Raw genomic sequence first — 14,498 nt, forward strand, 5'->3', positions numbered from 1 at the left:
CAAATATAAAGCGGGTCTATTTCTTTTCTACTTCTGCGGCTTCAAGGTTAAATAAATCATTGAGAACTCCAACCAATGTATCCGCCTCTCCTCTCTTGCATGCTGCCTTTAATTGTAGCACCGGCAGCTTAATAACTTTCTGGATCATGCTCTTAGTCACCACTTCCAATAGCTCCATTTCCTCATTGGATAGTTTTTTATGTCTAGCCAGCTCCTCTCTCCTGATTTGATCCAGTGCATTTTTTAGTTTTTGAATGGTTGGAGAGACCTCCATTTCACTTTTCCATTTAGAAAAGTTTATAAACTCCTCCTCAACAATCCTCTCCGCATTTGGAATGGCTTTTTCCCGTACCTCCCTTGCTTTCAATGTTCGTTCTGTAAGTTGATCTACATTGTAAAGAGAGACACCTGGAACATTTTCCAGATCCGTATTCATGCTTCGTGGCACTGAAAGATCTATCAATAGCTTATGAATAGAGCCCTGCCCAAGATTATCTGCGGATATAATAGGGTCGGTACAAGTTATCGCTGAGATAATGACATCATTATCAGCTATCACCTGATCAAGTGAATTAAAATCGCTGACTTTAATATTTTTTTCGATCGCAAGTTTATCTGCCTTAGATTTTGTTCTGTTAACTAATGTGATGGTAGCCTCATCACTGCTTAGGTTTTCCAGCACATTCTGACCGATTTCCCCCAAGCCTACTAATGCCACTCGTGGCTGTTCAATATTTCGAATGAATCCTCCAATCAAATCAACAGCCACAGACGCTACGGAAGCAGTGCCATCCTGAAGGCTCGTCTCCTGAACCACACGTTTGTTTGCATAAAAGATGGTGTGCATCAATCGGTGCAAATGAGGCCCTGCTAAATTCAAATCAGCACTTTGCTGATAAGCTCTTTTTACCTGATTGCTGATCTGTATGTCTCCTAAAACCTGAGATTCCAAACCCAAGGCTACTCTAAAGAGATGTTTGGAAGCTGAAGCAGAGTCGTAAGTTTCAGTAAATCCTGAAAGCTTATCAGATGGAATTGACTTGAACGACGAAATCAGTTGGATGATTTCCTCTTGCTGCCTTTGGCCAGAGGTATAGTAAAGCTCAGTTCGATTACACGTGGAAATCAAAAGGGCCTCCTCAATATCGAACATGTCCTTCAGGTTCAGCAAAAACTGAACTGCTTCTTGCTCGCTAAAAGCTACCTTCTCCCGAATTTCGATCGGCGCATTCTTGTACGACAGTCCTAAAGCCTTAAATCCTTCCATCTCAATCAATTGCGAAGGCAAAAATAACAGCGCCTTGTGTATATTGGTTGTGATAAAAATCAGCAATTCCTTATTTAGAATGATTTTAAATAATGCTGAAGTACCTAACTGACACCATATCACGAGCCATCGGCTTCACTAAGACCGAATCGAGAGGTGCTTTGGTACTGATTTTTATCATTATCGTTGGTCTGTTTTTTACCAAATGGGGAATTGGGAACATTAAAAAAGGACCACCCATTGTCACAGATAGTACTGCACTTAAATGGATGGAAGAAGTACAGGCTTCCATTGAAGTCAAGAAACAATCAAACTCAACATTTGACAAATCGGTTTACCTCCCTAATAAAAAACCCTATAAAAAAAGCACGAAAGTAACTGCCTTTAGCCCGCCAAGCACAACAGAAAAAGAAACTGCTAAAATTGAAATAAAAGACTTAAACAAGGCAACAGCGGAAGAGCTTCAATTTGTAAAAGGTATAGGCCCGGCCTATTCGGAGCGAATCGTAAAATACCGAAAGCTCCTTGGCGGATTTGCAGACACTACCCAACTAAATGAAGTGTACGGGCTTCAGCCAGAGACGATTAAGGAGCTATTTAAACACTTCCAAATCCTGTCTGATGTAAACTCAATTGAAATTAACACAGACTCACTCAAAGTGCTATCTAAACATCCATACATCAATTATGATCTGGCCCGAATTATCCTAAACTATCGCCAGCAACATGGTGATATTACGTCACCGGAAGAACTGCTAAAAATAAAAGCGATCGATGAACGTACTTTCCTGAGATTAAAGCCATATTTGGACTAGGCTATGCAGAAAATCCTCAAGTCATATTTAAGGAGGCTAAGTAATCTATCCGGAAACAATCGTTCACTCCTACTGCTGAGATTGCTGAAGGATCAATTCATTGATGTTCATGATTTTGACTATGCGGAAAATGAAGCAAGCTTCAACATCATCAAAAACCTCATTGAGCAGCGAAAGAAAATTCCCCTTTGCAGCGAAGTGGACAGCCGAAGCAAATCGTCCAATGATCTAAGCAAGCGGCTAAAAAAAATTCAGCGAATAGAGAAGTTTATTTTCGAAGAACGGGGTGCGAAGGATCTATACATTGGCTGGCCATTTATCAAGGGAAAATTCTCGGATGAAACGCCGGTCAGGTGTCCGTTGATTTTTTTCCCGGTATCTATTGAGAAAACAGGAAATGAGTGGTTTCTCTCTCGCAGGGATGATGTGAACATTACATTAAACAAGACCTTCTTGCTGGCCTATTCATACTATAATCAAATCCCATTGGATGAAGAACTGATTGAAACGGTCATTGATGATTATGATCGGGATACTACCGTTTTTAGAACACAGCTTTATGAGCTTTTAAAAAACAGTGGTGTAGAGTTGAATTTCAATCAGGAAAACTTTGCTGATGAGCTGAAGTCATTTGCGGATATGAAAAAGTCCCAATTGGAATCCGGGGAAAAGACAGGTGCATTAAAAATGTTTCCTCAGGCAGTACTTGGTATTTTTCCACAGTCCGGCTCTTACTTGGTACCAGACTATGTCAAGCTTTTGGAAGATCAAAACGAAACGGATCTGGAAGAATTTTTTGTAAAGAAGGTTCAGAAAGAAAATGAGAATCAGCTTGCACTGTTTGATCGGGTGAACGAAGAAAATACGTTTACGCCCTTCCCTTTAGATGCCTACCAGGAACATGCGCTTAAAGAAATAAAGAAAGGTAATTCTCTAGTAGTTCAGGGACCTCCGGGTACTGGCAAATCCCAGCTTATCAGCAATCTCATCTGTGACTTCATTGCCAGAGGAAAGAACGTGCTTCTTGTATGTCAGAAGAAGGCAGCTCTTGATGTGGTGTATCAACGGCTCAAAGAAAAAGAGATGCACGATTTTGTCGCGTTGGTTCATGACTTTAAAAATGATCGCAAACCGATCTACGAACAAATCGATCAGCAAATAGAATCGGTAGAGGTTTATGAAAAGAAAAACAACAGCTTGGATGCCATCCAACTGGAGCGTGGATTCCTTCAGGCCAGCAGGAGAATTGATCAGATAGTTGAAGAGTTGCAGGACTTTAGAGAGGCATTGTTTGATGAATCGGAATGTGGCAAATCCGCCAAGGAACTATATCTCACAAGCAGTCCCGATCAGCCCAGCTTTAGTATGAATCTGGAGTATCGGGCGTTTCATTTCACTTCATTAGATGAAACCATTAGGCGATTTAAAACCTATCTGGAGTACTTCGATAAGTTTGAGAAACGCACCCACTTTTGGGCCAAGGGCCCATCCTTTGCTGGCTTTCAAACCAAAGATTTAGTAAAGCTCAAGGAGGTGCTCTATGAAGTTCCTGCCTTTAATGAGAAATTGCTGGTTACATCAAAGCTATTTTGTTCACAGCCAGTGGATTTCGAAACAGGTGAATACCTATCAAGCAAGCTGCCAGAGCTCATTGAACTTCTCGAAGGATTAAAGGAAGGAGTGGTTTACAAGGTGTATCAGCAGCTTCACGCAGACAAGCCCACCAAAGATCTAAACTGGCTCTCGCAAACCGAGCGAATCATGATGTCTTGCTTCCGCGGAGCAGGACTGGAAAGTACCTTGAAAGCAGAAAATCTGGGCCGATTTCAGGAAGTACTCAGATCTGCTATGAAGGCACGAAAGAATCCATTTAGCTGGCTAAAGTGGAGACTGCTCTCTAAAGAAAAAACCTTTCTGAAAAGAGTGATGGTCGCCAATGACCTGAAGAGTAATAAGCGTGGATTCAATATCCTGGTTGAACGAATTGATAATCGACTGAACTTTGAACATTCTCTTTCTCAGATTCAGGAAAATCCATGGCTACATAATTTTCCGGCTGGCTTCAGAAAGATCGATCTTCAGGATTGGTTTTACTGGCAAAAAATGGGACTCAATATGTTTGCCGTTGCACAAACTATTCGGTCTCTCAATGAGTATCTCCCTGTATCCCGGCTTGATCACAAAAGCTATCACAAGCGTTTGGATCAACTGGTTTCTTTGGTTCATAAAATCCCTCATCAGCTTTCACTTTGGAAGAGATACGTGAATATCCATCAAATTCGGGCAATCATCCTGAAAAAGGAAGACCCTCATAAGCTGGAAAAACTTCTGAAAAAAGACTTTGATGCAATATGTGAGTATCATAGGCTGAAATCAGATTTAAGCTCCGAAGAGTCAAAAATTCTGGATGAAATAACGTCAGGTAATGCAGGTTCAATTGAGGAGGGAATTGCTTTGTTTAAAAACAGCTTATCGCTTGCATGGATTGATCATATAGAGTCCAAATACCCTGATTTAAGAACTGTGGCTTCCGGAAAATTGGATGCTTTGGCCAGTGAACTCCGAGACCAGATTGAGACTAAGCGCGAGGCGAGTAAAGAAATTTTACTATTAAAGTCTCGTGAAAAAACATACGAGAATATTGAATACAATCGACTGAAAAACAGAGTGACCTATCGAGATTTACAGCACCAGGTAACAAAAAAGCGAAGAATCTGGCCGATCAGAAAAGTTATCTCAGAGTTTTCAGAAGAGTTATTTACACTTCTTCCTTGCTGGATGTGCTCACCAGAAAGTGCTTCTGCAATCTTTCCAATGAGAGAAAACTTTGATCTGGTCATTTTTGATGAGGCTTCTCAGTGTTTTGCAGAAAGAGGTATACCGGCCATGTATCGTGGAAGGCAAATTGTGGTCGCGGGCGACAGCATGCAGCTCCAGCCAAGCGATCTATATCGGGTTAGGTGGGATGATGAAGAGGATGATACACCAGAATTGGCCATTGACTCGTTGCTTGACCTGACTAAACATTATTTACCAGAGGTGAGTCTGGCGGGTCATTATCGAAGTAAGTCGCTCGAGCTAATTGACTTCTCCAACGAACACTTCTATAAAGGTAAGCTCAGGTTGCTCCCTGATTACTCCTATGTAAATAAGAAAGAACCTTCCATCGAATATGTTCAAAGCAAAGGAATCTGGGATGATGGCATAAATGAAGTAGAAGCCAATGAAGTGATTGAACAGACATTCAGCCTATTAAAAAATCATCCTGAGAAAGAGATCGGAATAGTCACTTTCAATTACCGTCAACAGGGTCTGATTCAAGATCTGCTGGAAGAAAAATCAGCTAATCGAGGTATTCTTATTCCGAATTCACTATTCGTAAAAAACATTGAGAATGTGCAGGGAGATGAACGTGATATCATCATTTTTAGCACTGGCTATGCACCAGATAAAAAAGGGAAACTAAGACTTCAATTTGGAAGTCTTAATGCACAAGGTGGAGAAAACAGGCTAAACGTGGCGATAACACGAGCCAGAGAAAAGGTGATCATCGTAAGCAGCATATTACCTCAGTTGCTAAAAACTGAGGACACCAAAAATGAAGGACCAAAGCTGCTGAAAAAATACCTGGAATATGCCTGGAATGTGAGCATTGGAAAGTATACACCACACATACCCGAATATGAAGAACACCATGTAGACTGGTTTTTAAGAAATCGCATCAAAGATCAATCCTTTCATGAGTATGATGAGTTCGAACTAGCCAAGGAACTCCCATTTGCTGATCTTTCTGTGAAAAAAGGTGACACCTATACCGGGCTGATACTCACCGATGATGAGCGCTATTTCCAGGCACTTTCGCCAAAGCAGATTTACGCCTTTCAGCATTTTCACTTGATCATGAAAAACTGGCCACACGTGCGATTTCACAGTCGCGAATTTTGGCTGGACATTGATGCCGCTAAGGATAAAATGAGGAAGTTTTTATATTCTAATTAATCTATGAAAAAACATCACCTCATTGAAGATGCGAATAAAAAGATGAGAAAAGGACCAAAATCACTTAGAGAATTCAACTCTCGCTCCAACTGAAAGGATAAAAGGAAGGGTATCTCGACGCATATACTGTTCAAAGGAAAGTGTGTATTCCCCGGAACTTTGAAACTTGTAATTTTCTTCTAACAGAAATGAATGATCGAATAAGTCTCCTAAACCACTGCCGTATGGCTCGCCTGTTTTAGGATCGAAAAGATCTACTTCTTTTAATTGCTGCTTCAGCACATTCCCGGTAGAATCGGTAAGTGTGTATTGAAAATACAGGTTATAAAAGGGATAGGAAGATGCATTTCGAAAAGTAGCTCTTATGTTATACGCCCTACTGGTGTCTTCTATTTGAAATGAAAAGGTTTGAACCGAATCCAGGTGCCAAAATGCCTCCTCCAGATCATTATAATCTTCATAGACTCTATTGGAATCACATGCAGTTATAAACAGAAAAAGAATAATGACCGACAGGTACCTCATGTTATGATTTTTCAGATTTCTGATGTGGTTTATTGCCTTTAAATTTATTACGCTTCTTTTTCCTTTTCTTCTTTTTCCCTTTTCCACTAAACTTCCGGTCCATGGCTTCAAGGTCGCTGTTGATGGATGAGGTATCGATATCTGCTTCAGATTCGTTCTCTTGAAGTGAAATCGGTTTCTTCCCTTTTTTATTTAAAGACTGAATCTCCTTCACTCGTTCCACGCCTACTGCATGCCAGTTATTATCATCATCATAGCCAAACCACATAATCTTACGAAAGATGTCGGTTTTTTGAAGCTTAGCCACACCTCTTTGTGTCTTGAGAGGTTCCTCCACCTCGGGAATATCTTTGAGCGCCTCCATATAGGTGTCTAGCTCGTAATTGAGACAGCATTTCAGACGCCCACATTGCCCCGATAATTTACTTGGATTCAAAGACAGGTTTTGATACCTGGCAGCAGAGGTGGAAACGTTTTTGAAGTTTGTGAGCCAGGTAGAGCAGCATAGCTCTCTTCCACAAACCCCCAGACCTCCAATACGCCCTGCTTCCTGACGAACGCTGATCTGCCGCATTTCTACGCGGATTTTGAACTCACTGGCCAAAATTTTTATCAGCTCTCGAAAATCTACGCGTCCCTCAGCCGAATAAAAAAACGTCGCTTTGGTGCCATCTGCTTGAAACTCCACATCTGTCAGTTTCATTTCCAGCTTGGTATCCTGTATGATCTCTTTCGTACGATACATCACTGAATCCTCCCGATTCCTTGCTTCGTCCCATCGCTCCATGTCACGAGAGGTCGCTTTGCGGTAAATCTCCCTTACTTCATCGTCATCTTTGATGCCTTTCTTCGACATTTGCAGGCGAACCAATTCCCCTTGCAATGAGACATATCCAATATGGTGTCCATTAGGAACATTCACCACAACCGGATCTCCGGTCACAATATCAAGTTTTTTGGAATTGCGGTAAAACTCTTTACGCCCGCTTTTAAATCGAACCTCTACCACATCAAAGCGATGCATAGCTGGTACGTCCATGTTTGATAGCCAATCAAACACATTGAGTTTATTGCAACCTCCGGTGCTGCAATGACCGTTGTTTTTACATCCGGCCGACCCACTGGTACCACAACTAGCGCATCCCATAATTCTGTAATCTAATGGATATCTTCAGGAATTTGAAGACTGGATTTAATGAAAATCACTGGCCCAGTGCTTTTAGGTCAAAGCCAATATCACCACGGAAGCGTTTTCCCTCCCAGTTGATCTCCTGGCCACCTGCGTAAGACTTGCTTAATGCCTCTCCCAAATTTTTCCCTAGTCCTGTTAGCGCAATTACACGTCCGCCATTCGTAACCAGCTTGCCATCTTTCATGACTGTTCCAGCATGGAATGGGAGCACTGTTCGAATATCGCCAACCGTTATTTTATGTCCTTTTTCGTAAAACTCCGGGTATCCTCTACTTACATACATAACCGTAGAAGCTGTGAAGCGCTCATATTCTATCTCTGTATCGATCAGGTTTTTGTCAGCAGCAGCCACCAATAACTCAAGAAAATCCGTTTTGATTCTAGGAAGTACAACTTCCGTTTCCGGGTCACCCATACGAACATTGTATTCGATCACGTATGGTTCTCCTCCTACATTGATCAGGCCGAAGAAAATAAAGCCGCAATAGTCGATTTTCTCCTTTTTTAGGCCATCAATCGTCGGTTTTATGATTTGTTTATTCACCTTTTCCTTGAATGCCCTATCTGCAAAAACAACTGGTGAGACAGCTCCCATACCGCCAGTGTTTAGTCCGGTATCTTTCTCTCCAATACGTTTATAGTCCTTGGCCTCCGGAAGAATTCGGTAATCCTTTCCGTCAGTAATAACAAAGAAGGACACCTCAATGCCTTTCAGGAATTGCTCTAACAGTACCTTCTCACTTGCAGCGCCAAATTTTTTATCCTCAATCAGGTTTCGTAAGGCCTTTCGCGCTTCCTCTAATTCCTCTGTGATAATAACCCCTTTTCCACCAGCAAGTCCATCTGCCTTAAGCACATAGGGGGGATCAAGGCGCTCCATATATTTGATTGTCTCCTCCAGGTTATCCTTGGTTACCGTCCGGGCATCAGCGGTTGGAATTTTATATTTCTTCATGAATTCCTTCGCATACTCCTTGCTACCTTCCAACATTGCTCCCTTGGCTTTCGGGCCGATGATGCGAAGCTTCTTGAAATCTTTTCTGGATCGTAGATGATCAACAATTCCATTCACCAGAGGATCTTCCGGACCAACAATAAGCATGTCAATCTCATTTTCTTTGATTGCATCAGCAACCATCTCGAAATTTTTAGGATCAAGGTCCAGGTTGGTACCCACCTTATGTGTGCCGCCGTTTCCAGGAGCTATGAAAATATTACCACATTTAGGGCTCTGTTTTACTTTCCAGGCGAGCGCATGTTCCCGACCACCGGAACCAAGAATTAGAATATTCATTGAGTGTGATTTTGCAAATAGGTGGCTAAGTTCACCGTATTCCTTCTTTTTTCAAAGTGATGGTTCTAATGAGCGTATTCGGACATAAATTTTACGCGCATTAATCGAACCTCATCTTCCGAATAATACTCTCCTAGCTCCTCCATTGCTACATTCATATCATCTGTTTCCGCATTCAGGAAATAATCATAAATATCATCCTGCCGGTCATCATCGAGCAGTTGATCGATGTAGTAATCAATATTCAACTTGGTGCCGGAGTAACAAATATTCTCAACTTCCGCAATTACATCTTCATATTTCATCCCTCGTGCTTCCGCGATCTCTTCAAAATCCATTTTCTGATCGATGTGCTGAATGATGTAGATTTTATTTTTCGATTTGGTACCCGAAGTTTTGACCAAAACATCTGAGGCAGTAACAATATCATGTTCTTCCACATATTCTTCAATCATCTGAAGAAATGGCTCTCCAAATTTTTTGGCCTTACTCTCTCCTACCCCTATGATCTGTTTCAGATCATCCATGGTAGTGGGGTAGACGGTGCACATCTCCTCCATTGAAGGGTCGCTGAATATTACATAAGGAGGGATGTCCTCATGGTGAGCGATATCCTTTCTCAGTTTCTTCAGCATACCGAAAAGCGTCTTATCATAGGCGCTTACATTAACAGGTGCCTTGTCTGATTCTTCCTCTGTATCTGCCTCCGTAGTATAGTCATGATCCTTGGTGAGCTGATGTGAGTAGGGGCTTTCGAGGAACTTTATACCTTTTTTAGACACCTTAAACACTGCCGGATTTTCAATGTCCTTTTTGAGGAATTCATGAAGCAGTGTTTGCCTGATCACCGAACGCCAGAAATTATCATCATCATTGATATCTTTCCCTTTGCCGAACACATCCAGTTTATCATGATCGTAACTTTTCACATGCTGTGTTGATTTACCCACAAGCAAAGCTGCCAGGTGATTAATGTCAAAACGTTCGTTGGTTTGCTTGACTGCCTGAATCACCAGTTCGATGATTTCCTTGCCCTCAAATTGTTCTTTTGGATGAACACAATTGTCACACTGTCCACAGTTGTCCTTTTCAAACTCTTCACCAAAATAATGCAGAAGCTGTTTTCTTCTGCAGATGGCCGAGTCAGCATAGGATGCCATTTCTTCGAGAAGGAATCGTGCGTTTTCCCGCTCAGTTACCGCCTTGTCCTTGTTAAACTTTTCAAGTTTCAGAATGTCGTTATAGGAATAAAACATCAGGCAGTTACTATTAATGCCGTCTCGGCCTGCTCGGCCTGTTTCCTGGTAATACCCTTCGATCGATTTCGGCGCATCATAGTGAACAACAAAGCGTACATCAGGCTTGTCAATCCCCATTCCAAATGCGATGGTGGCAACAATTACATCTACATCTTCATTTAGAAACCCATCTTGATTTTTCATCCGCTCTTTAGATTCCATACCGGCATGGTATGGAGCGGCGTTGATGTCATTCACGCGAAGAAACTCAGCTATTTCCTCCACCTTTTTTCTACTGAGGCAATAAATTATTCCACTCTCCCCTTTGTGCTCTTTAATGAATTTGATGAGCTGCTTTTTTGCATTTTGTTTTGGTCTTACCTCATAGTAAAGGTTCGTTCGGTTAAATGAAGACTTGAAAAGTTGAGCCCCATCCATCGACAGGTTTTTCTGAATGTCTAACTGCACCTTTGGGGTAGCAGTCGCTGTGAGGGCTATCATCGGGATATCTCCTAGCTGCCCGATAATATCTTTAATGCGTCTGTATTCCGGACGGAAGTCATGCCCCCACTCTGATATACAATGAGCTTCATCAATGGCAACAAAAGAAATCTTAGCCTGCTTCAGAAACTCAACGTTCTCTTCTTTGGTCAGTGATTCCGGAGCAACGTACAACAACTTCACTATGCCTGAGATAGTATCCTTTTTAACTCGATTGCTTTCAGATTTTGTGAGGGTAGAATTTAGAAACCGTGCATGTACTCCCACGGCATTCATTTGATCCACCTGATTTTTCATCAATGCGATGAGTGGTGAAATGACAATGGCCGTTCCATCCTGAACAATAGCAGGTAACTGATAACAAAGAGATTTCCCAGCTCCTGTGGGCATTATCACAAACGTATTTTCCCCTTCAAGAATATTGTGAATAATATCCTCTTGCTTACCTCTAAACTTGTCGTAACCAAAAACACGTTTGAGACTTTCCTTCAGACTCACTTCGGCAGTTGTCTCCATTTCTCCAGTTGATGTAAAGTAAAAAGTTAATCAAAACCTTGATTGCAAACAAATCGTGATTGGGTGAGTGCGTCTATTTCAAACGCATGATGATAAGCTATATTTGCCAAGGTTATTTCTAACGCGAATTTCTCACCAAAATCTTATGAGTACAAATATTTATGTAGTGATTATGGCCGGTGGAAGTGGAACCCGCTTTTGGCCCTATAGTAGAGACGCCAGACCCAAGCAATTTTTGGATGTGTTGGGGACTGGGAGATCACTACTTCAAATGACCTTTGACCGGTTCAAAGAAATCACTACTGAGGACAAAATATGGGTCGTTTCAAATGAAAAGTATGATCAGTTGATTAAAGATCAGCTTCCTGAACTTGAGGAACATCAGATACTACTGGAAACAGTGAAACGAAATACGGCACCCTGCATTGCATATGCGGCTTACAAGATCATGAAAAAAGACCCTAATGCTGTGCTTGTGGTCAGCCCTTCAGATCATGCAATATTTAAAGAAAAAGAATTTCAAAACGTCATTTCCACCTCTGTAGAAAGTGCAGCTAGGGATGAAAAATTGATAACCATTGGCATTCGGCCCAACAGACCTGAAACGGGTTATGGTTACATTCAGTACTTAAGTGATCCAGGGGTGCCAGTAAAAAAAGTGAAAACATTTACAGAAAAACCCAAGGCAGATCTGGCCGCAAAATTTTTAGAAAGCGGAGACTTTTTATGGAACTCCGGGATTTTTGTCTGGTCCATTGATTCCATTGTTAAGGCATTTGAAGAGCACGAAGAGGAAATTGCCAGCTTATTCGCAGATGGGCTAAAAGAGTATTACACCGAAAATGAACGTGCCTTCATAAAGAAAGCATACAGCCAGTGTAAAAATATTTCCATTGACTATGCAATCATGGAAAAGGCAAATAACGTGTATGTCGTTCCAGGTGAATTTGGCTGGTCTGATTTGGGTTCGTGGAATGCCCTCCATGAAATCAAGGATAAGGATGAAAATGAAAATGTGATCGATGGGTCTGTGATGACTTATGAATCGAAAGACAATTACATCAAATCAAAGAAAGGAAAGGTGACCGTCATTCAAGGATGTGAGGGTATGCTTATAGCAGATTTTGATGATGTATTGCTTGTTTGTAAAAAAGAAGACTCCTCTATTTTCAGAGATTTCATCACCGATGTGAAAGCTGAGAAAGGGGACAAGTTTGTCTAAACTTTTCTTTGTTGCTGCACTTCATAAAGTGCCATACCCGCTGCAACCCCTACATTAAGGGACTCGATGGAGCCGGACATTGGAACCTTGGCAACATCATTAGCTAGATCAATTAGGTCAGATGAAATACCTCGATCCTCTGAACCCATAATGATGGCTGTGGGTAAAGTAAAATTCATTTGATCAAGGGTGCTGTCTGTTTTTTCAGAGCAGGCAATTACGTTGATGCCAGATTCATGCAAGTATCTGACTGCATCGAGCAGACTCTTTTCTCTGCATACGGGCAAATAGTTAAACGCTCCCGCGGAAGTTTTCACTGCATCTTCATTGACCTGCGCACCACCGCGAGAAGGTATCACAAGTCCATGAACTCCAAGACATTCAGCTGTTCGGGCAATTGCACCAAAATTTCTCACATCGGTGATTTCATCCAGAACTAAAAACAAAGGGTTTTTACCCTCTTCGAAAAGTTGTGGAACGATGTGTTCAAGTGTGTGATATTGAATCGGAGATATCAATGCAACCACCCCCTGATGGTTTTTCTTGGTGAACTTGTTGATCCGCTCAATAGGTACCTTGGAAATGGGCGTAGTTGTTTGATGAAGCTCAGCCATCAGTTCTTTGTACAAATCGCTCTTTAGGCTTTTTTGGATAAATACACGCTCAAGATGCTGGCCTGATTTCACAGCCTCAATAACTGTTCGTATCCCGTAAATAATATCAGATTTTTTGTTCATTTAATGCCACGACGTATCGCCGCTATTTGAGTGTACCACTGCTCTTCAAATTCAATATCCCTTCTCAGCGAATAGGTTTGTGGTGCAAAAAAAGTTGAGATAATTGTGAACTCAAAGGCTGAACCATCATCATAGTACCATTCTTCCAGACTGCCAGTTCGATAAACCTCGTCTGGCTTACCAAAAACGATGTACATCATGCCCCTATCTGTCTTCCAGCCAGGTTTAAAGTCTGTGAAAAGTTTATTCGCATTTTCAATCCAGTTATAATATTTTCTGATGGCATTCCGTGCACGACTCTTGGTAGAAAATGTATTCATCCAGAAAGAATCGAATGACTGTTTGGGAGTTTTTGATCTCAGAATGGCCTTCTTTTCCTGCTCGCTCGTGAGGTAGAGCATTGACTCGATCAACTCACGTAGCTGGCGATATTCCGGATAGTAGGGTGGCACCCTAAGCATGGTGACGCCAACCGTTGATAGTGAATCCTTGCGAACGGTATAAAAATAATTCTCTTTGAAAGCAGGAGTATCAGAGATAACAAAAGCCGTGTCCATATCTACCTGAGGGGCCAATGGCTTCATATCAGCCATTGGAGGATCGGCAGGGACAAAATTCTCTGCATACTGCATTGCAATGAGTGTGTCATTCCCAATCCACTTATGTCCTGATCGGTTAATGAATTTCTCTAGAATTGGTATCCCTTGTTCATCTACAGGGTAAATAGACGGGAATGAGAGTGATCCGATTCTTAATCTGATGTCGTAAAAATAAAATTGTTCAGGTTTTGAGAATTTGACAACCAAAAGGTTTTCATCAGTCTTTGACAAGCGAATCCTTAAAAGTCTTTGAGAAGAAACATCCAGCAACGTGTCGGTTGCTATCGGCTGAATGATTTGATGTGTCTCTGATTCGTACCCATTCTGAAGCAAAAATTCATAGGTCCATGAATCGATTGAATCGGCTGAAACCCTCAAAAATATGATTAATTCGCCTTCATCACTCACCACACGATGTGCCATTTTTACGCCGAAATTCACATCATATTGCCATGCAACATTGACACGAGAAAAATTGATTGCACTAGCTGAGAATCCAACCAAAAAGGCAAATAAGCTGAATATTAAGACATGCTTTCTCATAGGTATCCAAATTAGCCATATAATTGATTTTCTTTGTGCTCTTTAAACAA

10 protein-coding genes are annotated in these 14,498 nt (G+C 41.5%); 3 read left to right on the forward strand and 7 right to left on the reverse strand.

Going from position 1 to position 14,498, the window contains the following annotated elements; all coding sequences use genetic code 11:
- Positions 1–16: 16 nt before the first annotated feature.
- A complete protein-coding gene (gene hemA, locus ACP14Y_RS07330) occupies positions 17–1,267 on the reverse strand; it encodes a glutamyl-tRNA reductase (RefSeq protein WP_424962307.1) in 1,251 nt (416 codons plus the stop codon).
- A gap of 92 nt (positions 1,268–1,359) precedes the next feature.
- Between hemA and ACP14Y_RS07335 the strand changes: the two genes are divergently transcribed.
- Entirely contained in the window at positions 1,360–2,082 is a 723-nt protein-coding gene (locus ACP14Y_RS07335) for a ComEA family DNA-binding protein (protein WP_424962308.1), read from the forward strand.
- Between the two features lie 3 nt (positions 2,083–2,085).
- Positions 2,086–6,081: an AAA domain-containing protein gene (locus ACP14Y_RS07340; protein ID WP_424962309.1), complete on the forward strand. Its 3,996-nt coding sequence runs from the start codon at positions 2,086–2,088 to the stop codon at positions 6,079–6,081.
- A gap of 60 nt (positions 6,082–6,141) precedes the next feature.
- Here ACP14Y_RS07340 and ACP14Y_RS07345 read toward each other — a convergent pair whose 3' ends face one another.
- From ACP14Y_RS07345 to recQ, 4 genes are all read right to left on the reverse strand, one after another.
- Positions 6,142–6,606, reverse strand: coding sequence for a gliding motility lipoprotein GldH (locus ACP14Y_RS07345; RefSeq protein ID WP_424962310.1), 465 nt, complete (start codon positions 6,604–6,606; stop codon positions 6,142–6,144).
- A gap of 1 nt (position 6,607) precedes the next feature.
- On the reverse strand, positions 6,608–7,753 hold the full coding sequence (locus tag ACP14Y_RS07350) for a PSP1 domain-containing protein (RefSeq protein WP_424962311.1): 1,146 nt from the start codon (positions 7,751–7,753) through the stop codon (positions 6,608–6,610).
- A 55-nt stretch (positions 7,754–7,808) separates the two neighbouring features.
- Positions 7,809–9,092: a phosphoribosylamine--glycine ligase gene (gene purD, locus ACP14Y_RS07355; RefSeq protein ID WP_424962312.1), complete on the reverse strand. Its 1,284-nt coding sequence runs from the start codon at positions 9,090–9,092 to the stop codon at positions 7,809–7,811.
- A gap of 65 nt (positions 9,093–9,157) precedes the next feature.
- Positions 9,158–11,347 (reverse strand): DNA helicase RecQ, encoded by a 2,190-nt coding sequence (gene recQ, locus ACP14Y_RS07360; RefSeq protein ID WP_424962313.1) that lies wholly within the window; start codon positions 11,345–11,347, stop codon positions 9,158–9,160.
- A 145-nt stretch (positions 11,348–11,492) separates the two neighbouring features.
- On the opposite strand from recQ, the gene ACP14Y_RS07365 reads away from it, so the two are divergent.
- On the forward strand, positions 11,493–12,569 hold the full coding sequence (locus ACP14Y_RS07365; RefSeq protein ID WP_424962314.1) for a mannose-1-phosphate guanylyltransferase: 1,077 nt from the start codon (positions 11,493–11,495) through the stop codon (positions 12,567–12,569).
- On the opposite strand, the gene rlmB is transcribed toward ACP14Y_RS07365, so the two are convergent.
- Together rlmB and ACP14Y_RS07375 are read right to left on the reverse strand one after the other, a co-directional pair.
- Entirely contained in the window at positions 12,566–13,306 is a 741-nt protein-coding gene (gene rlmB / locus ACP14Y_RS07370; protein ID WP_424962315.1) for a 23S rRNA (guanosine(2251)-2'-O)-methyltransferase RlmB, read from the reverse strand. The genes ACP14Y_RS07365 and rlmB overlap by 4 nt on opposite strands.
- Entirely contained in the window at positions 13,303–14,448 is a 1,146-nt protein-coding gene (locus ACP14Y_RS07375; protein WP_424962316.1) for a GWxTD domain-containing protein, read from the reverse strand. The genes rlmB and ACP14Y_RS07375 overlap by 4 nt, the downstream gene beginning before the upstream one ends.
- Positions 14,449–14,498: the final 50 nt, after the last annotated feature.

The organism is Ekhidna sp., from assembly GCF_965247405.1.
Taxonomy (GTDB): domain Bacteria; phylum Bacteroidota; class Bacteroidia; order Cytophagales; family Cyclobacteriaceae; genus Ekhidna.